Annotated in this window: 20 protein-coding genes; 11 read left to right on the top strand and 9 right to left on the bottom strand. The window is 41.3% G+C overall.

The window, feature by feature from the left end; translation table 11 throughout:
* The first annotated feature begins 4 nt into the window (after positions 1 to 4).
* From EV695_RS12925 to EV695_RS20275, 4 genes are all read left to right on the top strand, one after another.
* Positions 5 to 1207: a toxic anion resistance protein gene (locus EV695_RS12925; RefSeq protein ID WP_131906405.1), complete on the top strand. Its 1203-nt coding sequence runs from the start codon at positions 5 to 7 to the stop codon at positions 1205 to 1207.
* A 67-nt stretch (positions 1208 to 1274) separates the two neighbouring features.
* Positions 1275 to 2405, top strand: coding sequence for an SPFH domain-containing protein (locus tag EV695_RS12930; RefSeq protein ID WP_131906406.1), 1131 nt, complete (start codon positions 1275 to 1277; stop codon positions 2403 to 2405).
* Between the two features lie 218 nt (positions 2406 to 2623).
* Positions 2624 to 3853, top strand: coding sequence for a TFIIB-type zinc ribbon-containing protein (locus EV695_RS12935; RefSeq protein WP_243651602.1), 1230 nt, complete (start codon positions 2624 to 2626; stop codon positions 3851 to 3853).
* A gap of 237 nt (positions 3854 to 4090) precedes the next feature.
* Positions 4091 to 6712: an SRPBCC family protein gene (locus tag EV695_RS20275; RefSeq protein ID WP_131906407.1), complete on the top strand. Its 2622-nt coding sequence runs from the start codon at positions 4091 to 4093 to the stop codon at positions 6710 to 6712.
* Between the two features lie 261 nt (positions 6713 to 6973).
* Here EV695_RS20275 and EV695_RS12945 read toward each other — a convergent pair whose 3' ends face one another.
* The 5 genes from EV695_RS12945 to EV695_RS12965 all read right to left on the bottom strand — a co-directional run bounded on the left by EV695_RS12945 (position 6974) and on the right by EV695_RS12965 (position 11661).
* The gene (locus EV695_RS12945; RefSeq protein ID WP_243651603.1) at positions 6974 to 7498 is read right to left on the bottom strand and encodes a phosphatase PAP2 family protein; all 525 of its coding nucleotides are present in this window, start codon (positions 7496 to 7498) and stop codon (positions 6974 to 6976) included.
* Positions 7473 to 8711, bottom strand: coding sequence for a glycosyltransferase family 4 protein (locus tag EV695_RS12950; RefSeq protein WP_131906408.1), 1239 nt, complete (start codon positions 8709 to 8711; stop codon positions 7473 to 7475). Before EV695_RS12950 ends, EV695_RS12945 begins: the two co-directional genes overlap by 26 nt.
* A gap of 157 nt (positions 8712 to 8868) precedes the next feature.
* The gene (locus EV695_RS12955; RefSeq protein WP_131906409.1) at positions 8869 to 9681 is read right to left on the bottom strand and encodes an NAD(P)-binding domain-containing protein; all 813 of its coding nucleotides are present in this window, start codon (positions 9679 to 9681) and stop codon (positions 8869 to 8871) included.
* A 200-nt stretch (positions 9682 to 9881) separates the two neighbouring features.
* Entirely contained in the window at positions 9882 to 10274 is a 393-nt protein-coding gene (locus EV695_RS12960) for a Fur family transcriptional regulator (RefSeq protein WP_243651604.1), read from the bottom strand.
* An 85-nt stretch (positions 10275 to 10359) separates the two neighbouring features.
* A complete protein-coding gene (locus EV695_RS12965; RefSeq protein ID WP_131906411.1) occupies positions 10360 to 11661 on the bottom strand; it encodes a DUF2325 domain-containing protein in 1302 nt (433 codons plus the stop codon).
* A gap of 118 nt (positions 11662 to 11779) precedes the next feature.
* Here EV695_RS12965 and EV695_RS12970 point away from each other — a divergent pair, with 118 nt between their 5' ends.
* Positions 11780 to 12019, top strand: coding sequence for a hypothetical protein (locus EV695_RS12970; RefSeq protein WP_131906412.1), 240 nt, complete (start codon positions 11780 to 11782; stop codon positions 12017 to 12019).
* Between the two features lie 224 nt (positions 12020 to 12243).
* On the opposite strand, the gene EV695_RS12975 is transcribed toward EV695_RS12970, so the two are convergent.
* From EV695_RS12975 to hemP, 4 genes are all read right to left on the bottom strand, one after another.
* Positions 12244 to 12576, bottom strand: a complete 333-nt coding sequence (locus EV695_RS12975; RefSeq protein WP_131906413.1) for a hypothetical protein — start codon at positions 12574 to 12576, stop codon at positions 12244 to 12246.
* Positions 12577 to 12610: 34 nt separating this feature from the next.
* Complete coding sequence (locus EV695_RS20195; protein WP_165874707.1) at positions 12611 to 12784, bottom strand: hypothetical protein; 174 nt, start codon at positions 12782 to 12784, stop codon at positions 12611 to 12613.
* A 22-nt stretch (positions 12785 to 12806) separates the two neighbouring features.
* The gene (locus EV695_RS12980) at positions 12807 to 13187 is read right to left on the bottom strand and encodes a hypothetical protein (protein ID WP_131906414.1); all 381 of its coding nucleotides are present in this window, start codon (positions 13185 to 13187) and stop codon (positions 12807 to 12809) included.
* Between the two features lie 235 nt (positions 13188 to 13422).
* Entirely contained in the window at positions 13423 to 13608 is a 186-nt protein-coding gene (gene hemP, locus EV695_RS12985; protein ID WP_131906415.1) for a hemin uptake protein HemP, read from the bottom strand.
* Between the two features lie 145 nt (positions 13609 to 13753).
* Here hemP and fur point away from each other — a divergent pair, with 145 nt between their 5' ends.
* From fur to cydC, 6 genes are all read left to right on the top strand, one after another.
* Positions 13754 to 14158 (top strand): ferric iron uptake transcriptional regulator, encoded by a 405-nt coding sequence (gene fur / locus EV695_RS12990; protein ID WP_131906416.1) that lies wholly within the window; start codon positions 13754 to 13756, stop codon positions 14156 to 14158.
* Between the two features lie 423 nt (positions 14159 to 14581).
* Entirely contained in the window at positions 14582 to 16186 is a 1605-nt protein-coding gene (locus EV695_RS12995; RefSeq protein ID WP_131906417.1) for a cytochrome ubiquinol oxidase subunit I, read from the top strand.
* 11 nt (positions 16187 to 16197) lie between these two features.
* Positions 16198 to 17343: a cytochrome d ubiquinol oxidase subunit II gene (cydB, locus tag EV695_RS13000; protein WP_131907058.1), complete on the top strand. Its 1146-nt coding sequence runs from the start codon at positions 16198 to 16200 to the stop codon at positions 17341 to 17343.
* Positions 17344 to 17367: 24 nt separating this feature from the next.
* Positions 17368 to 17469 (top strand): cytochrome bd-I oxidase subunit CydX, encoded by a 102-nt coding sequence (gene cydX, locus EV695_RS13005; protein ID WP_022954336.1) that lies wholly within the window; start codon positions 17368 to 17370, stop codon positions 17467 to 17469.
* 46 nt (positions 17470 to 17515) lie between these two features.
* On the top strand, positions 17516 to 19384 hold the full coding sequence (gene cydD, locus EV695_RS13010; RefSeq protein ID WP_131906418.1) for a thiol reductant ABC exporter subunit CydD: 1869 nt from the start codon (positions 17516 to 17518) through the stop codon (positions 19382 to 19384).
* Positions 19374 to 21062, top strand: a complete 1689-nt coding sequence (gene cydC / locus EV695_RS13015; protein WP_131906419.1) for a thiol reductant ABC exporter subunit CydC — start codon at positions 19374 to 19376, stop codon at positions 21060 to 21062. Before cydD ends, cydC begins: the two co-directional genes overlap by 11 nt.
* Positions 21063 to 21069: the final 7 nt, after the last annotated feature.

The following is a 21069-nucleotide window of genomic DNA, read 5'->3' on the forward strand; positions in this document are numbered from 1 at the left end:
TTTCATGTCTGAAACTACCACACAAACAGCTACATCGACCGACGTAGCGATTCTGCCAGGTACTGAAATCGCAGAATACAAAGAAATCTCAAAAGAGATCATTGCTTACAGTAAAGCTGACAGTGATGAGAAAAAAGACATCGATCAGTTAATTTCAGAGATTAATGTAGAAGATAGAAGCACCATTTTATTCTTCGGTAGTAAAGCACAGGAAGAGATGAGCACCATCTCTGAGAACATGCTAGAAGGCGTTCGTAATAAAGATTTAGGCAAAACCGGTGCACCACTCAATGACATGATTGCTACAATTCGTGGATTCGATATCGACGAACTGAACCCGAATAAAAAACTGGGATTCTTTGCGCGTTTATTCGGCAAAGCAAAACCTGTATCTGTATTTTTAAGCAAGTACGAAGATGTCCGCAAACAAATCAATAACATCACGGACAAGATGGAAGAGCAAAAGACGCAATTGCTGACTGACATCATCTCGCTGGATAAACTATACGATGCGAATTTAGAGTACTTCCACAAGCTCGAGCTTTATATCGCAGCCGGTGATGAAAAACTTCGTATGATCGATGAAAATCAAATCCCTGAGTTAGCTAAAGCTGCCGAAGAAGATGCTGAAAATATGCTAGCTGCTCAAGCGGTTAGAGATTTACGCAGCGCGCGTGATGACCTTGAACGTAGACTACATGATTTGCGTTTAACCCGTCAGGTGGCAATGCAAAGTCTGCCAAGCATACGTTTGGTTCAGGAAAACGACAAGACCTTAATCAATAAGGTTAACTCGACACTGATCAACACCGTGCCACTCTGGAAAAATCAGTTAGCACAGGCAGTAACGATTTTCCGCATGAGCGATACGGCAGAAACGGTTAAAAAAGCCACTGATCTGACGAACGATTTACTGGAAAGCAATGCAGATAACTTACGCACAGCAAATGCAGAAGTCCGTCAGCAAATGGAACGCGGTGTGTTCGATATTGAATCAGTACGCAAAGCTAACACACAACTTATCGAAACCATCAACGACAGTTTGAAAATTGCCGAAGAAGGCAAAGCTAAACGTGCAGAAGCTGCGAAAGAGCTCGTACACATGGAAGGTGAATTACGCGCGGCATTGGTCGCGGCAAAATCACGCGCTGATAACCCGGTAAATGAAGTTGCTGGTGAAGCAGCAAAAGCAATTACTAAAGGTTAATCACAGTCATTGCTCATCAAATTGAGATAAACTGTAAAACTAGACATACATAGCAAAGGGAATAAACATGGGAATCTGGGATAAGTTATTTGGCGAATTTGTCGATGTTATCGAATGGACTGACTCGAGTGTTGATACGATGGTTTATCGTTTTCAACGTTACGGCAACGAAATCAAATTCGGCGCAAAACTAACGGTACGCGAATCTCAAATCGCGGTATTTGTCAGTGAAGGTCAGATAGCAGACGTACTGGGCCCGGGTTTGTATGAACTTGAAACCAAAAACTTACCGATTCTGTCTACGCTTCAGCATTGGTATCATGGTTTTGAAAGCCCTTTCAAGGCTGAAGTTTATTTCTTTAATACGCGTCAGTTTGTCGACCTAAAATGGGGCACTAAAAACCCGATTATGATGCGCGATAAAGAATTCAATATGGTGCGTTTACGTACCTTTGGAACTTACAATATCCGTATTGATGACCCCGCAAAATTCATCACTGAAATCGTCGGCACTGATGGTCACTTTACCGTCGACGAAATCAGCAGTCAGTTGCGCAACTTAATCGTGACGCGTTACACGGACATCCTTGGTAGCTCTGATATTCCAGTGCTTGATCTTGCAGGTAATCAGGGGCAGTTAGGTGAATTACTCACTCAACGCATTGCGCCTGAATTCAAAGACTACGGGCTCGAACTGACTAAGGTTCTGGTTGAGAATATTTCCTTACCGCCAGCGGTTGAAGAAGCACTCGATAAGCGTACCAGCATGGGTATGATCGGTAATCTGGATAAATACATCCAGTTTGGTGCAGCAGAATCAATGCAAAATGGTTCAACGGGCGGTGGTGCTGGTAGCGCCATTGAAATGGGACTAGGTTTTGCCATGGCGAATAAAATGGCAAACGATATGAATGCCCAGCCAACTGTTCCAATGCCAACACATACTACACAAGCGCATCCAGCCCCTGCTCCACCGCCATTACCTGATACCAACTGGCACGTAGCAATTGATAGAAAAGCAGCCGGACCGTTTGATCTTACTGAATTGCAACAGCTTGCGACCAATAGGCAAATTTCTCCTGGTACTTTGGCGTGGATAGATGGCATGGAAGAATGGAAATCGATCGAATCGATTCCTGCGTTAGAAGGTTTATTTGAAGAAGATAAAGCCGAACCACCAGAACTTCCTAATTCGTAAACTGATTATTCCTTAATAATATAAGTAATAAGATAAGCATTAAGCCAAACGATTAGGCAAAACCATAACTACATAGCCACCCCCCCACTTATAGCCTGTTTTTTTTATATTTTGTTTGAATCTAAAAAAAGTGCTTATAAGTGGGGGGGTGTCACTAACCTTTTATTTCATGAGCTTTTCATGAAATTTACAAAAATCAGGCATGAGACTCGACAGTAGTGAGTAGTTTATTCGACAAGGAGCTGAAATTTACGCCCCTTAACACCACAGACGAAAAGAAAAACTTCGCGCGGGCCAAAGAAGACGCTCATGTCATTTCGCAAGCGCATTTTAGCTGTAAGAACTGTGGTTCAGATCTGGTCTACTCTCCTTCCTCACAGGATTTGGTTTGCCGATCTTGCGGTCATCATTACCCTGTCGACACCAAAGTCGAGCCCATCAAAGAATTCGATTTTAAACAGGCCTTAAAAGAACTCGATCGCCTGCAACATAGTGATCCCAAAAACCAGGACGACGTCGCTGTTATTCAATGCCCTTCTTGTGGTGCAGAATTTAGCTTTAAACAGCATGAACACGCTGGCGAATGCCCCTATTGTGCGACTCCGGTTATAACTGATACCCGTTACGCACGCTTTATCGAGCCTAAGTCCTTACTGCCTTTTAAGTTTGAGAAAAAACAGGCCATTGCCATTTTTGATGAATGGATCGGCAGTCACTGGTTTGCCCCCTCTTCTTTAAAAAGTCACAGTAAGCGCGAAGAAAAACTCGTGGGGATTTATCTCCCTTACTGGACCTACGATAGCCAAACCTACAATCAATACCGTGGACAACGCGGCACCACCTATTATGATCGTCAGGTTTACTCCACGGTGGTTAATGGAAAACGTGTACAACGCGTCAGAACGGTTCCAAGAATTCGCTGGAAGCCTGTTGGCGGACAGGTTGATCTACATTTTGATGATGTCTTGATTGGTGCGTCAAAAACCCTACCCAGAACCATTATCGATCACCTACAGCCGTGGGATCTGGATAATCTGGTGCCTTATTCTGAAGAATATATCAGCGGCTTTCGCAGTGAAATCTATCAGGTTACTGTGGATCAGGGTTTCCTCCAGGCTGAAAACATTATGGAGCGTAAAATCAAGCAGTCGATACGTTACGATATTGGCGGTGACCATCAACGTATCTCTGCAGTTAATACGCAACATCAAGACACCACCTTCAAACACGTATTGTTACCTGTTTGGTCAGCGGCGTTTCAATACCGTGGTAAAACCTATCGCTACGTTATAAACGGGCGTAACGGCACCATTCAAGGTGAACGTCCTTATAGCTTTATCAAGATTGGGCTTGCGGTCATTACTGCAATCGCGGCTGCATTGGCATTGCTATACGTGATGGAAACGAACGGTGTATTCGAAAACATGAACCAATTTCAAAGTTTTTAATCAAAAGCGACGTCTTTAAAGCATATATTGCCCTGCACAAATTCACTGATTGCGAAAAAAAAATTGTGTGTTTAATATCCAAGAAACGCCCATTCTAAAGTTTGGTTTTACACCTGGTTTTAAGCTTGATTTTGATTATCGTTTTAAGTCCCGTTCTAAAGCAGATAGTTAAATTTAGTGCTTAGAAAACATGTGTTTCTGTGAATGGTATTTTTCGATGAGACAGGCGCTAATAACATGAAAATCAATAATCCTCAGAATGAGCTTTTAAAGCATCTAGAAAGCTGCAAACCCAATTGGAGCTTACCTCAAGCGTTTTATAATGATGAGAATATTTTTCAGGCTGATTTAGAAAACCTCTTTTATAGCGAATGGATTTTTATCGGGCACGATTGCCAGATTCCGGATGTGGGAGACTTCTTCCGCTATGAAATTGGTGATTACGATATTATCGTTTTACGCGCTGAAGACAATAGCGTCAAAGCCTTTCATAACACCTGCCGACATCGCGGTTCTCGCCTTTGCAAAGAAGATAAGGGGCATAAACCCCAGTTAGTCTGTCCATACCATCAATGGACTTATGACCTTTCAGGCAAGTTGAAATATGCCAAAGATATGGGCGAAGATTTCAACCCTAACGACCATAAACTACATAGCGTAAATTGCGAAACCATTGAGGGTATCATCTATCTTTGCCTTAGCGATGATGCGCCTGAATTTGAGTCATTTAAAAAAACGGTTACCCCCTACCTTGAAAAGCATCGACTACACGATGCAAAGATCGTCCACGAAAGCAGTATTATCGAAGAAGGTAACTGGAAATTAGTCTTAGAAAATAATCGCGAATGTTACCACTGTGCCGGCAGTCATCCAGAACTCTGTCGTACTTATTCTGACGACCCTTCCTTCACGGGAATACCAGATGAATCCGACCCAACACTGGGCATGGTTCAAGAGCATTGGGATAAATGCGATACCTTGAATATTCCTGCTAAATTCCACCTGAGTGATGACGGACAATACCGCGTTACCCGAATGCCTTTACAGCATGAAGCTGAATCATTCACCATGGATGGCAAAGTAGCGTCTAAAAAATTAATGGTGGATTCCACAGACAAAGAACTTGGAACGCTGTTATTTTTTCATTATCCAAATACCTGGAATCATTTTTTATCGGACCATAGCATCACCTTTTGTGTAACCCCCTTAAGCACCAACAGAACCAAAGTAACCACAAGATGGCTGGTTCATAAAGACGCTGTAGAAGGCAAGGATTATGACCTAGAGACTCTAATCGCCGTATGGAAAGCGACTAACCAGCAAGATTTGGAACTGGTCGAAGAAAACCAGAAAGGGATACGCTCACCTAATTACACGCCTGGTCCTTACTCTGTTGTACAAGAAGATGGAGTCATTCAGTTTATCAACTGGTATCAGCAAATCAGCCAGCAAAAAGCATCTGCCGTACTCAATGCACATAGCTTAGATAAAACAGATAACACCGTACATAATGCAGATAACAAAATCGTCTATATCGAAGATTTGCCGCCCACCATTCCAGGTGAATTGACGCCTGCCATCGATCTGGAAAAAGCAGTGAATGCCGCTAATACTCCAGCGACAGCCCCGATTAGCCCACAAGATTCAACACTTTTTGAGAATACCACGACACACCACGATAATTCAGCGATTGACCTGTTACAAAAAGCCAACCTGAAAAACTTTTCGAAAAAGTCCGAAGAAGATGAAGAAGATATCGAAAAGCCGAGTTTTGATCAGAACAAAATTCCCCACCTGTATTTAGATCAAAGCCAGCCGTGGGAAGCACAAAGTTCGATGTTAAAACTGATCAATATCGTGCCTGAAACGCATGATGTCATCACCTTCACTTTTCGTACGCACACCAATAACTGGTTTAGTTTCGCCCCGGGACAATTTATTACACTCGAATTGCCCATGCCCGGCGAAAAGATTTACCGCACCTATACCATTTCATCCAGCCCTTCCAGGCCGCTGTCTTTATCCATAACGGTTAAATTAAATCCAAACAGCATTGGCAGTAAATGGATGTTTGAAAACCTCAAACTAGGCATGGAGTTACGCGCTTTTGGCCCCGCTGGCGAATTTCATTTGTATAATCACGATGCGGATAAATACTGCTTTATTTCTGGCGGTAGCGGAATCACACCGATGTTATCGATGACCAAATACCTATTCGATCGTGGGGGTGAATTAGACATTAGTTTTATCCACTGCGCACGTAGTCCATCAAATATTATCGCCAAAGAACAGGTAGAAAGGCTATCGACGCGGTTTCTGAATTTCCAGATTGCATGGATTGTGGAAGACCGTGAACCCTTCCTTCCATGGACAGGATATACCGGACGCATTAACCAATTAATTCTTGAATTAACCACGCCTGACTTTTTCGAACGGGAAATCTATTGCTGTGGTCCTGCAATATTTATGCAAACGGTTCGTGATATTTTAATTGCTGCTGATTTTGACATGAGTCATTACCACGAAGAAAGCTTCGATATGCCAGTGCTGGAAGAAGAAAAAGTGGCACATGATGATGTCTTTCTGGATGAGTCTATAAAGACTACGGTGTCATTCTTAAACTCTGAGAGAACATTGCCTTCTAATCAGAAAATTACCCTATTAGAAACATCACTAGAAGCGGGTTTGAATATCCCGAGCGCCTGCCAGTTTGGTGTCTGCGGTACCTGTAAAGTGAAAAAGAAATCGGGTGATGTGCACATGGTACATAACGGTGGCATTAGCGATAAGGAAGTCGATGATGGCTATATTCTGGCCTGTTGTTCCTACCCATTGAATGATGTGGAGATTCAGTACTAGCCTCAACCAGACGTGTGGCTTTTGGTTTAACACACAAAACATTGAGAAAAAAACTCGCTATAAGTGGGGGGGTGCCTATATAACGCGGCTTGTAATGATTTTTAGTCTTAGAACCCGCCTGTTATATGCATCCTCTGTTTTTATACCAACACACTTGAAGCTTGCTTCCTATATTGTGTTCTGATCACACTAAAGTTGAGACTAGTTTGCAATAGGCGCAGACCTTTCCTTATCTTTAGGCACAAGGAAGCTAACATCAAATCAAAGAAGCATAAAACTCGCCATCGCAATACTACTACCTAGTGCGATTCCCGCTAATACATCGCTGGGATAGTGAAGCCCAAGAATCAATCGGGATAATCCAACAAGTACCGTAAACGGGACAACCAACCAATACCATTCCGGGAAATACTGTAATAAAACCGTACTGAAACCAACCGCATGCATGGTGTGACCTGAAGGAAAACTAAACTGATCTAACACTGCAACATTCTGCAGAATATTATCGTCAAAACGGTACGGTCGAACACGAAGTGTAGCTGATTTTAGACGGCGATAAATCAACAGTAAAACAATCGCCACAATCATCATGTGCAGTGAAACTTTAGCCCCTTCAACACCATAGATAATGGGTAAAAGTGCGATCAATACATACCAGAAAACGCCGTTTCCCAAGCGGCTGATCACGGCAAAAAAACGGTTGAATAAACGTTTATGATTGAATTTATTAAAAAGCATACATAAAGGTATTTCGCTCTGGTTAAGTCGTTCTAAAAAGTTGATCACACTCTATTTCCTCCTCGATTAATTCACTTAAAATGACGTCGAACTTGTCGTAAATACTATTCCAGCTCAGTTCTTCTGCCTTTTCTCTTGCCTGCATTCCTAATTTTTTCATATAGGATTTTGACGTGATGATTTCCACAACTGCCTGAATAAATCCCTCGTTGTCACCAAAGGGAACCGCAATACCATTGACCCCATGGGTGATGTTTTCCTGTGTGGCGGCATAATTAAAGCTCACGGAAGGCAAATTACTCGCCATCGCTTCTATCAAGGTATTGCCAAAGGTTTCGCTCATACTGGGTGAAATGAATAAATCTGCCGACGCATAATGTCTGGCGAGCGCTTCTTTCTTTTTGACACCACAGAAAATAAAGTCAGGGTTTTCAATTTCGAGTGTTTGACGCATAGGGCCATCCCCCACCAGAATAAATCTGGCTTTTGGATCTCTGGTTTTTATTGCCTGAAAAGCCTTTACTGCGAGCGGTAGATTTTTTTCAGCTGCCAGTCTACCGACGAAAATAACGGCTAAATCATCCTCATTGATACCCCAGCTTTTGCGCAATGCATTATCACGACGTGATGGATGGAACAGTTCGGTGTCTACTCCCCGTGATAACACCCCGACATTGTCATAGCCCTGAGAATGCAATTCGTCTTGCAATACCCGCGTAGGAACAAGCGTAATATCGGTTTTATTATGAAAGCGACGCAGGTAACGACGCGTTAAACCCAGCAGAAAGCCAAGGTGATAATAACGGCAATACTGATCGAAATTAGTGTGAAATTCACTCACGACAGGAATGCCAAATTTATGCGCCACTTTAATGGCAGAAGTCCCTAAGGGACCTTCAGTCACAACCAATACGACATCGGGTAAGTTTTCACCCCACATCTTTTTTAAGGTGTGTTTTGCTGGCAGACCTACTTTTACTTCTTTGTAAAACGGCAGCTTAAAACCAGGTAGAAGGAATTCATGATCAGCAATGAGATCTGTATTCTCATTATGTTTGGTGGAAGAATAGTAGACATCAATTGCGTAGCCTTTTTGCTTCATTCCCCGAACCATATTGGCCAAGGTCAAAGCAACACCATTGATATCGGGCAGCCAGGTTTCTGTGACCACTGCTATTTTATAAGCACCTGAGTTAATGGGTAGATCTAAAACCGTTTCGTACATATAACACCCTCTTTCCATTAGGGTGACTGTACTCATCGTTTGTTACGAGACTTTGTCAAATTCATGACAAATTAATGACTGATTGATTAAGGAATTATGACAAGTGTCTTTAAATGAACGCTTTACCGATATGTCTTTTTAATAACTGAAAAATGTAACGATGTATTTGTTTCCTATTTTTTCTTATTGCTCCCTATTCATCACTCGCATCTAGTTTGGCTTTAATCATATCCAGAGTATCACTCCATTGCTTGAAAGCACCGCCCGCTTCAAGTTGATCTAAACCCGCTTTGGTATATGTGCCTTGACGTGCGATTTCACCCGCAAGTTCAGATAAGCCTTGTTGCGGTCTACCCAAAGCATAGTGCGCAGCTCCTAGGGTATTATGTAATACCATATTGCGCGCATCCTCTTCCTCAATACCATTTTTAATCAACCAGTGATATTGCTCATCAAAGAATCGATACAACCAGCCATTCAAACAAGCCATTGCAGACGCTTCTTCAAATTGAGACTCCTGTTTGAAGGCGATGGTTTTACCCAGTGAATCTGCCAACGCTTTGACTTCTGGTATGTCGGGATAAATCGGCACAAAACCTTGTGCATTTTCTGCGGCGACTACCGGTAAAATCAGCGCGAGCATGTCAGGTAAATCTGCTTTATTTCTAACTTGCTCCAGAGTTAAGCCCGCAACCGCCGAGACCACTATTTTATCTTTAGGAAAAACCAGTCCTTCCAGTAACTCGGTTAGTTGCCAAGGTCTAACGGCTAATAGAATCAAATCGGACTGATCAATCACACCTTGATTATCTTCTGCAACGATGCACTGCTGATTATCCGCTAGGTATTTGGCGCGTTCTGCATTTCTGGGGCTTACTATTACCTGACGTGTATCCCCAGACCGTCTTAAACCGGTTACGGTGTACGTGGCTAAATGACCTGTGCCGAGGATACCCAGGCGTAGACGATCTGCTTGTTGATCTGTTTGTTGATTTGCTGATTTCATTAGTTATCTCGTGATTAATCTGTTTCTCTGGTTCACTAAAGCGTAAACCACTCTGTCGATAAAAACAGGAAAAAATAATGATTAAATGAAAACCTTAAGCCACCCCCCTACTTATGGGGCATTTTTTATTGAGGACTAATTTTTTAAGTATGGCTTCAAGTGATTTAAGAAGGATTAAAACAATGCAAACTCAGGTCATTTTAATTGAAATATCCATAAAGAATAAATTTGTGATCAACCAAATCCAATCCATATTCTTCTGCGATTTCTTTTTGCCGTTTCTCAATGATTTCATCATGAAATTCAACAATCTTGCCTGTTCTTATATCAATCATGTGATCATGATTGTCTGCCGCACATAATTCATACACCGCATTATCTGGAGAAAAGTGATGACTTTGTATTAAGCCTGATTTTTCAAACTGATTCACAACCCTGTAAATAGTGCCGAGTGATAACGGCGTCTTGTTACGCTGTAACGCCATATAGATATCGTTAGTGCTTAGATGCTTTTTCTCCTGTGCTTCAAATATATCCAGAATAAGCATTCTTGGTTGAGTCTTTATCAGACCTGCTTTTTTTAACGACTTCATCATACCCTCAAACAGTAATAAATCTCATTTGCATCAAAGACAATGATAATGGTTATCATTTCTGTTTTCAAATACTTTATACCGTCTAATCCATGACCTCTGTCAGCCCCTTCGAGAAAGCAGACAAGCTTGCATGAGGAATGAAAACCAGCTGTTTAGTATTATTTTGGCAATGGCGTTTAACGGCATTCATCGCGGTATGGCTGACACAATCTAATGGGCAAACCACCACATCTGCCCTGGAGACGATGCTGGCTAATTTTTGGTGACCATCTTCTCGTCCACCGTCGTGGTGAATGAAGGCACCATTTTGTTGTTCTACCAATTGACGGAAGTGCGTGTATTGACTATTTCTTCCGCCGATATATAAAACACAACGGCCACACAAATCAGAATTAGTATTCGGGCATGCTTCACAACTATCGATTGCACCATCGGTTTGATTTAATAAACTTGCCAGAGTACTTTCAATACTGGTTTTTTCATCAGCTAAGTGACTTAACTGATGATTGAGCTCACCGTTTTTTTCTTGTTCTTGCGTGGCAATTGCTTCCAATTCCTGATTGCTTTTATTGAGTCGCTCTACATTTGCTTGTGCATTTTCCAGCTCATCTTTCAATTGTTTAATTTCTTCTTCGAAACGGTGTATGAAAGGCGTGTTTTTAATACTATTCAGCTCTTCTTTTGCTTGTTCGTAGATACTTTTTTCTTGCTGAAGTTGTGATAACTCAGTTTTCATTTGTGTTAATTCTTTTTCTTTCTTATCCAGTTTTTTATTGTAAACGGCTTCATTGATGTCTATCTGATCTTGTAAGGCGTTATTACGTTTCTCTAGAATATGAAATTCACGTATATCGATTCGCGCGGTAGCACCTGATAGATGCGACAACATGTGGACCTTGCCATACACTTGATAAAGCGTCTCTTCTGTGGTGTCTGGATGCGTAAGCATCGCCCAGAAAGCACCTGCAATATCGCCGGTATTCACGGCATTATTCCATAGCGCTATTCTTTCATCTTCTGTTTTTGTTTTGGAAAAATACAGGATATTGATCTTATATTTTTTATCTAATAACTTATTTACCAGATTACTGACATAACATTTAGCATCTAATGCTTGTAAGAATGAAACGTGTATACAGTAATCGTCCCAGGAATTGATGTCCTTAATATTCGCTTTATTCCCAATTTGACGTAATTCTTTCAACGTTAAACAGGTACCTAAAGCAGCACAATGAAAACGTGTACTTAATTCCCAAAACTTCAAACGAGATCCGCGTTTAGTCGCTTTCTTTTTAAGGTCAGGAATGGGTAATGTCGAAAGCGATGCAGATGTAACAGTAGAACCAGTTGTAAGCGATGTTTTATTAGAGGGTATTTGGCACATAACAAACCTGTAAGTCTTAAGTGAAAATCAGAATATTGCTTCTTGTAAATATAAACGATAATCATTATCATTAAAAGCCTAATCTAATGTTTTTACTTAAATTTATACTGAGGCGATTATGACTGTATTAGCTAAAACACAAAAAATAGAAATACTTCAAAAACAAGACGTTGTAGATTTAGAGCAAGATGTTACTTTAAAACTTGAGATTAAAAGAAGCACCCTGAAACGACTACTGGAAACAAAACAGGTTTGCGCCAGTGATTTTCGTTGTATGGATTGCATTACCAAACGAAATATTCAGGAATTGTGTTTGGAAACATGCCTAAAATGCTTGGCGCATTCGTCTAATAACTAACCCAAATCATACTAAGCAATATAAGGATGTAACAGTTAAAACCTTAACTGCCCCCCCCCCTACTTTGAAGCCTTTTTTTATGATCTGGTCTACTCTCTAACCACTCTATTTTATTAGTATAGATATCGGCTTATAGAGAGCAGTCCTAGAGCATAAAAAAGCAGATGCAATCTGGCTGCGATCTAACACTAAACCAAGCGAAGCGAAGCCAATGAATGACTTGATTAATCTCTCTGGTGATTTATTTTATGTGGATCACTTTTACCGCCATCAAAACAGACCAGTATATCTTTAGCCAAAAAATGTCCGCTTTTCTCAAATTGTGCTTCTGAGGACAAAGAAGAAACAACGGATAAAAAAGGCCCCCTCATGGATTTCTGAATCAACTTTGTATTGATCTCACGCAGGTTTTTCTGTTTTTGGCGAAGAATGTACTTTATGACAGTGAGCTCTTTATTCAACTCACTCACTTCTGTCGATAAAAGCATCTGTTCATCCGTCAATTTTTTGAGCAATGGGTCGCTGTACTTCTGACGTTTCTGGTTATTTATATTCACTTCTCACACCTTTGTTAGATCTTGTTAGATCTTGTTAGATTTTGTTAGCCTCTGTTACCTCGATTGATATTTCAAGAGGCTCATCTATCTCTATTCCCTGATCCACTAATTGATTTAATAAATTCGGCTCTGTCCAGGCAAGTAAATGGCTCTCTGCCATCAACAGCATTTCTAGTTCACTGTTATAACAATCGCATTTTTGATTCATCGTTCAATCTCGCTCTACAACACTAAGGCGCTGCTGCTTGAAGAGTCGATATCGGGATTATTTGCTTAGAAGTCTTAGTTGTTTGAATAGCTATTTGATTAGGAAATTTAGTCACAGCTTTGGGGGCACGTCTTTTCAAACCACCTTGTAACTCTGCCAACTGGATTTTAATGCGTTCATTTGACTGGATGGCCAACAATTCGGCAATGACTGTTAGCTGGTGATCACTATCCGTGTTTTGAAAATCATCGATACACAGATCACCGCTTTCGAATAATTGATTTACCTTATCCTCATTGAAATGCAACAACACATCATCATCAAATTTATTGTGAATCGAAATAAAAGGGTGACTGCAGTCTAGCCAGGCATTGATATACACATTCATGCTTAAAAAATTCATATTTACGCTCTCTATTATGTTTAGATCTATACTATTTTTAGATCTATACTATTTTTAGATCTGTACTGAGATTGATTTCGATAAAAAGCTTAGAGTGAAAAAAGCTAAAGCTCGTTATCGATTATCAATCTCACCTAAGACTGATTGAGTAAAAAAGATCTGGCTAGCACGAGACGGGGTAGAACACGTATTGGCTTGAACATAAAAAACATAACTAACACTTACCAAAGAAAAGTTATGTCTCTTTGAGGAACACTTTGTACTGCTTGGGTAATAATGATTGTTCAGCAGCAGTCAGGATTAATTTTCCTCGTCTGGTAATTGATAACAAATACTGCTTATCAGCATGACGGAGGATGGCTTTTTTATTGCCATTCATGATTTTACTAACATCTATCTGATTCATATCTTCTGAAACCATTTTATTCACTAGTTGTTAACTCTAAATACAAATGATAACGATTATCATTACTATTGCAACTCTTTTTTTCTTTATGGTAACTTCCGCAGACAACCCTCATAAGATAAACTCTCGGTTTTTCTGTTGTGGTGAAGGTAATAACATCGTGAATAAAAATGATATTAAAGAGGCTGGTTTCAGGGTCACAAGACCCAGAGTAGAAATATTGAAGCTTCTGGAAACTTCAGAAAAACAGCATTACGGCGCAGAAGAAATTTATCAGGAGTTACTCAGTCAGGGAATCAAAGTGGGGATTGCAACGGTCTACCGCGTACTGACCCAATTTGTTGAAGCTGGCCTGGTGATCAAACACAATTTTGAAGGTGATCAATGTGTTTTTGAGTTAGACACTGGTGAACATCATGATCATATGGTTGATATGAAAACAGGTAAGATCATTGAGTTTCATGATGAGATTATCGAACAAAGACAAAGAGAAATTGCTGAAGAACACGGCTTCGTGCTGATGGAACACTCACTAACTCTTTATGGTGAATTTAAGGAGAAGTAACTCTTTTGATTGTATAAATTTACACCCCCCTACTTACGGGCAGTTTTTTCTGGAACGCATGCCTGATATTTAATGATGCTCTCATTCAGGTCCGTTCTTTTCTAGATACCTTCTTTAATTAATACGTTATTTGTTAGTAATACCTCTATTGCTACTTACGTTATTTTATCTAAATACGCGCCAACATCCCCTACTCTTCCCTCCTTTAAAATAGTTCTCATAACACTTTTTTTCTGCTGGTTTAAAGTGGCTCCCACACTATTTTTAATTTTTCTTGATAAATGTTAGTTTTTTTATGAAAAAAAATAGATCGCTTTGTGAATTATCAAAGACACCCCTTATGATACCGACTTTAATTAGCGCTTTCTTATTTACTAATACTTAATAATTTACTAACACTTTATACACGAGAGCATATTTATCATGATTCCAGAAGAAGTCGTCGATATATCGCGTTTGCAGTTCGCAACAGTCGCTTTATATCATTTTATATTTGTACCATTAACCCTGGGAATGACATTCATACTGGCCATTATGGAATCAGTCTATGTGATGACCGGTAAACAGATTTACAAGGACATGGTGATGTTCTGGGGTAAATTATTCGGCATTAACTTTGCCTTAGGTGTTGCCACAGGTTTGACCATGGAGTTCCAATTCGGCACCAACTGGTCGTACTATTCGCATTATGTGGGGGATATTTTCGGTGCCCCGCTGGCGATTGAAGGTTTGATGGCATTCTTTCTGGAATCAACCTTTGTCGGCATATTCTTCTTTGGCTGGGATCGTTTAAGCAAAGTCTCTCATTTAACCGTAACCTGGTTAATGGCTCTTGGTACTAACTTTTCGGCCCTGTGGATTTTAATCGCTAATGGCTGGATGCAAAATCCGGTTGGTGCAGAATTCAATATCGAAACCATGCGCATGGAAATGACTAGCTTTTCTGAGGTTTTATTCAACCCTGTTGCACAGGTGAAGTTTATTCATACGGTTTCAGCGGGTTATGTCGCTGGTTCTATGTTTGTCTTAAGTATCAGTGCCTGGTATTTGATAAAGAAACGTGATGTTGGCTTTGCCAAACGTTCTTTTGCCATTGCTGCGGGCTTCGGTTTAGCTTCCATTTTATCCGTTATTTTACTCGGTGATGAAAGTGGCTATGAAACGGGTGAGTTACAAAAAGCAAAACTCGCGGCCATTGAAGCCGAGTGGGAAACAGAACCCGCACCCGCTGCGTTTACCTTATTCGGATTCCCTGATCAGGACGCACAGGAAACACACAATGCGGTGAAAATTCCTTATGCTTTAGGCATTATCGCCACTCGCTCACTGGATGAAGAAGTGAAAGGCTTAAAGGATATTATTGCTGAAAATGAAGACCGTATCCGTAACAGTAAACACACTTATGCGCTGTTCGAAAAAGTGCGTAAAGGTGAAGCATCAGCAGTTGAAAAAGAAAGCTTTAACGAGTCTAAAGGTGAGCTTGGTTATGCCCTGCACTTAAAGCAGTTTGCACCGAATGTTGTGGATGCAACTGAAGAGCAAATCAAAGCGGCAGCTAAAGACACCATCCCACATGTTGCACCCATTTTCTGGTCTTTCCGCATTATGGTCGCAGCAGGTTTTACCATGCTTTTAGTATTTGGTCTGGCATTTATCTTTACTGCACGACGTACTGTTTTCACTAAGCGCTGGTTCCTATGGGTGTCATTCCTCTGTTTACCGCTGCCCTGGGTAGCTATCGAGACTGGTTGGTTCGTTGCCGAGTATGGCCGTCAACCATGGGCTGTGGGTGAGATTTTACCAACGTCTATGGCGGTATCTTCACTTACTTATAACGATGTTCTTTATAGTTTAATTGGCTTCGTGGTTTTCTACACCATTCTATTGGTGATCGAAGTATACCTTATGCAAAAGTTTGCACGTTTAGGTCCAAGTAGCTTACATACTGGTCGTTACTACCACGAAAAAGAAGGTGGAAAAATGTATCACGCACCACATTCATCAACCCCAGAAGCTGAGTTGTTATAAGGAGAACTATGATGGAATTTATCGATTACACAACGCTTAAAATGGTCTGGTGGTTACTCGTTGGCATACTCTGGCTAGGCTTTGCAATGACAGAAGGCTTTGATATGGGCGTCGGCATGTTATTACCCTTCGTAGGCAAAACAGACGAAGAACGCCGTGTTGCTATCAATGCGGTTGCCCCGCATTGGGATGGCAATCAGGTATGGTTAATACTGGCTGCTGGCGCGATTTTTGCGGCATGGCCGATTGTTTATGCGACCACTTTTTCAGGGTTTTATCTGGCATTAATGCTAATGCTATTTTCTCTGTTCTTTAGACCAGTTGGATTTGATTATCGTTCTAAACTAGAAAACAAAAAATGGCGCAGTACCTGGGATTGGGGTTTATTCATTTCGGGAATCGTTCCACCATTAATTTTGGGCGTTGCATTTGGTAACCTGTTTTTAGGTGTGCCTTTTCACTATGACGATTATTTACGTTCATTCTATGACGGAAACTTTTTTGGCCTATTGCATCCGTTTGCTGTACTTTCTGGTTTACTCGCTATCTCAATGTTTGTGATGCATGGCGGTGCATATCTCATGATGCGTTGTGGCGACGAAGTCTATAACCGCACCCGCACTTACACGCAATTTGCGGCGATTGCTGTGATCGCACTGTTTGCAATTGAAGGTTTGTGGTTGTGGACGAGTATTGATGGTTATGCTCTAACAAGCGAAATCAATACCGGAGCACCTGCGAACCCATTGGGTAAAACTGTGGAAATCTTTGAAGGTGCATGGCTAACAAATTACACTGAATATCCACTTACTATGATCGCGCCAATTGTTGGTTTTGTAGCAGCATTTGGAGCATTTTTATCGGCTCGCGCGCGTAAAGCCGGTATAGCTTTTGCCATGACTACTATGAGCATGTTTGGAATAATCTTGACGGGTGCATTTTCACTGTTCCCTTTCATTCTTCCATCAAGCGTTAACCCAAGTCATAGCTTAACGATTTGGGATGCCGCTTCCAGTGAATTAACCTTATCAATCATGTTATTTGCAACCCTATTATTCGTACCCATTATTTTGATTTACACCGTTTGGTGTTACGTAAAACTTTGGGGTAAATACAGTGTTGAAGACATTCGTGAGAAACAGCACAGCCTTTATTAATTAAAGTACAAATAGGAGAAAATTATGTGGTATTTTGCCTGGATTCTTGGTGTTTTACTGGCTTGTGCTTTTGGCATCATTAACGTCATGTGGCTTGAGCTAAATGGCCTTGATGAAGATGAGTAAACGTTAACTAATAAGATGTCTAAAAAACCAAGTAAGATATGTGGCTATGTCTGACGCCAAAGATTCTGCTAGTCCAGAATTTCTTAAAGCTCAAAAGAAAACGACGGGCGCATACTTACGCTTTTCAGTAGGTCTGGGATTATTATCAGGCCTACTGCTGATTGCTCAGGCCTGGTGTCTGGCAAACATTATCAACAATGTCATCTTTGAAAAGGCAACAGTAGCTAATTTAAGCAGCTACTTTGTTGCTTTATTTTTTGTCTATCTGTTTCGTGCCGGGCTCAATTGGGCTTCGGAGTACACAGCGGTAGAAGCGGCTCTTCGCGTTAAACGCGACCTAAGAAAAAAACTACATGATCGCTTATTCGAAGTCGGTCCCTTATCTTTGAATAACGAACGTAGTGGCGAACTCATCAACACCGTTGTCGATGGTGTCGATGCACTGGAAAATTACTATGCACGGTATCTGCCTACCATGTCATTGGTGGCACTTATCCCGCTTTCCATTCTGGTTTTCATCTTCCCCATCGATTGGATTTCGGGTGTCATTATGCTGGTGACAGCCCCTCTGATTCCGTTTTTCATGATCATGATTGGCAAAGGTACTGAGCGCCTGAATAAAAAACAATGGCGCAAACTGGCAAGAATGAGCGCCCATTTTCTGGATATGATTCAAGGCCTCACAACACTCAAATTGTTCAATGCCAGTCGTCGAGAATCCCAACTCATCGCCCGAATTTCAGATGATTACCGCAAAAGCACCATGTCGGTTTTGCGTGTGGCCTTCTTGTCATCATTATTACTAGAATTTTTATCAACCGTGAGTATTGCGATGGTCGCGGTATTGATTGGTTTTCGTTTGATGTATGGCGAGTTAGATTTCTTCTATGGCTTTTTTGCGTTACTGCTAGCTCCTGAGTTTTATCAACCGTTGCGCAATATGGGAACCCATTATCACGCGCGTATGGAAGCTATTGGTGCAGCTGAAAAAATGATTGAAATATTGCATCCTGATGACGTTGAAAGTGAAGATACTTTGATTAAGAGTTCTTTGGTTAAGAGCGCTATGCATAACGATGTTACGGTTAATAAAGATTTAGCTTCTAGTTCATCTAGTGAATTGTCTCAGAGCAGTTCTATTGAGAACAAAACCCTTGGAATAACTAATTCCATAGAAATTGAATTTAAGGATGTCAGTTTTGAGTACGAACCTGGCCGCCCTGCACTTGAGCATCTTTCACTAAACATTCATCCCAATGAGAATATTGCCATTGTTGGCTCAAGTGGCGCGGGTAAAAGTACGCTGATGAACTTGTTACTTGGTTTTATCAGTCCGCAGCAAGGTGAGATTGTTATCAATCAAAAGCCGTTGAGACATGATCATCTCAATGAATGGAGACACAATATCGCCTGGATGCCACAACGCGCGCATCTATTCCAGGGAACCATCAGAGAAAATATATGTTTGGCAAACCCATCCGCCAATGATTCAGTAATGAAAAATGCCGCAAAATCAGCGTTGATTGATGAATATATCGAGTCACTGCCTGACAGCTATGACACTCACATAGGAGAACGCGGTGCAGGATTATCGGGCGGACAAATCCAGAGAATCGCTTTGGCGCGAGCATTCTTAAAAGATGCGCCATTATTATTGCTCGATGAGCCAACAGCTCATTTAGATCAGGAAAGTGAGTTACTCATTCAACAAAGTCTGCAACTACTCTCACAAAACCGTTGCGTCATCAGTATCGCCCATAGACTGAATACCGTACAACAGGCTGATCGCGTGGTATTACTCGAAAAAGGCCGCGTGGTTGCAATCGCTAACCATCAAACCTTGATGGCAGAAAACCCCTTATATCAAAAAATGGTCGATCTTTTCGAACAGGGAGATCAACACCATGATGAGTGATTTTCAAGTCATGCGCAGGTTGTTTACCCTGATCAAACCGTGGTGGGGCTGGATGTTGCTTGGGGTGGTGTTATCTCTGCTCACCATTTTGGCTAATATCGGGCTTATGGCTTTATCTGGCTGGTTTATCGCCAGTATGGCAATCGCAGGAATAACAGGCGCGGCGATTAATTATTTTACACCCGCCGCATTAATACGCGCTTTTGCCATTATCCGAACAAGCAGTCGATATGCAGAGCGTCTTGTTACCCACGAAGCAACGTTTCGATTAATCGCCAGTTTACGCAGTTGGTTTTATGATCACTTAGAACCTCTTGCGCCAGCGGTTATACAAAATTATCGCAGTGGTGATTTACTCAGTAGAATTCGTGCTGATATAGATACTTTAGACAACTTCTATTTACGTATCATCGCACCGGTAACAGTAGCTTTTATCAGCAGTATTATTATCGTTATATTTCTCTGGCAATATAGTCAGACACTGGCATTGATCGAACTATTCTTTTTAGTTGCCGCGGGTGTTTTATTACCTTTGTTGATAAATCGCTGGGGATATTCAGCCTCTAGCAGACAATCAAAAATAACCTCGGAATTACGCTCTGCAGTCATGGATAGCACTCAGGGCATGAGTGAGTTATTGATTAATGACGCAGCCAAGCGACATTCTGATTCTGTTGAAAAACTCAGTGAAGGTCTGTTAAAAGATCAGAAATCGCTGGCCACACTTAATGGTGGCTCACAGGCTATGTCCGGGTTATTGGCAAATTTATGCGTGCTGTTAATGTTGATTATCGCTATCCCAATGGTTAACAGTGAAGCCATCGGGCCGGCGAGTTTACCGATGCTTGCCCTGTTTACCATGGCAAGTTTTGAAGCGATTATGCCTTTGTCTTTGGCGTTTCAAACCTTACCCACAACACTTGCAGCGGCGCGTCGATTATTTGATATTGTGGACAGTAAACCTGCCGTTATCGAACCAGAAATTCCACACCCACTGCCAGATTCTGCTGATTTAGTGTTTCACAGTATGAGCTTACGTTACCCATCACAGGAAACAGACACCTTACAAAACATAAACGTAAACATCCCCACAGGAACGCATATTGCGATTGTTGGACCAAGTGGTTCGGGCAAGAGTAGTTTAATCAATGCACTAATGAAATTCTGGCCAGTAAGCTCTGGCGAAATCAGTTATGGCGGTGTTCCTATCGAGCATCTCGATGGTGAAGAACTGCGCTCACAATTCGCCGTTGCATCGCAACACAGCACACTGTTTAATAGCACCATTAAACGCAATTTGTTATTAGCAAATCGAAAAGCTACGGACAGTGAATTAGAGTCTGTCTGTAAAGTAGCCCAGATTCATGATTTTATTATGGAACTGCCAGAAGGCTATGACACCTGGATTGGTGAAGCAGGCCACAAACTTTCTGGCGGTCAAATGCGTCGCATCAGTATTGCCCGTACTTTATTAAAATCTGCGCCTATTCTGATTTTGGATGAGCCAGGTGAAGGGCTTGACAGTATTACCGAAAAAAACATGCTGCATTCAATCATTGAACACAACAAACAACGCACCTTGATCTTAATTACGCATCATCTTTCTGGACTTGATGCGATGGATCAAATTGTACGTATAGAGAAAGGAAATATTGTCTCTAATCAGGATAAAAAATAAATTGAAA

This window comes from Cocleimonas flava, from assembly GCF_004339015.1.
Taxonomy (GTDB): Bacteria; Pseudomonadota; Gammaproteobacteria; order Thiotrichales; family Thiotrichaceae; genus Cocleimonas; species Cocleimonas flava.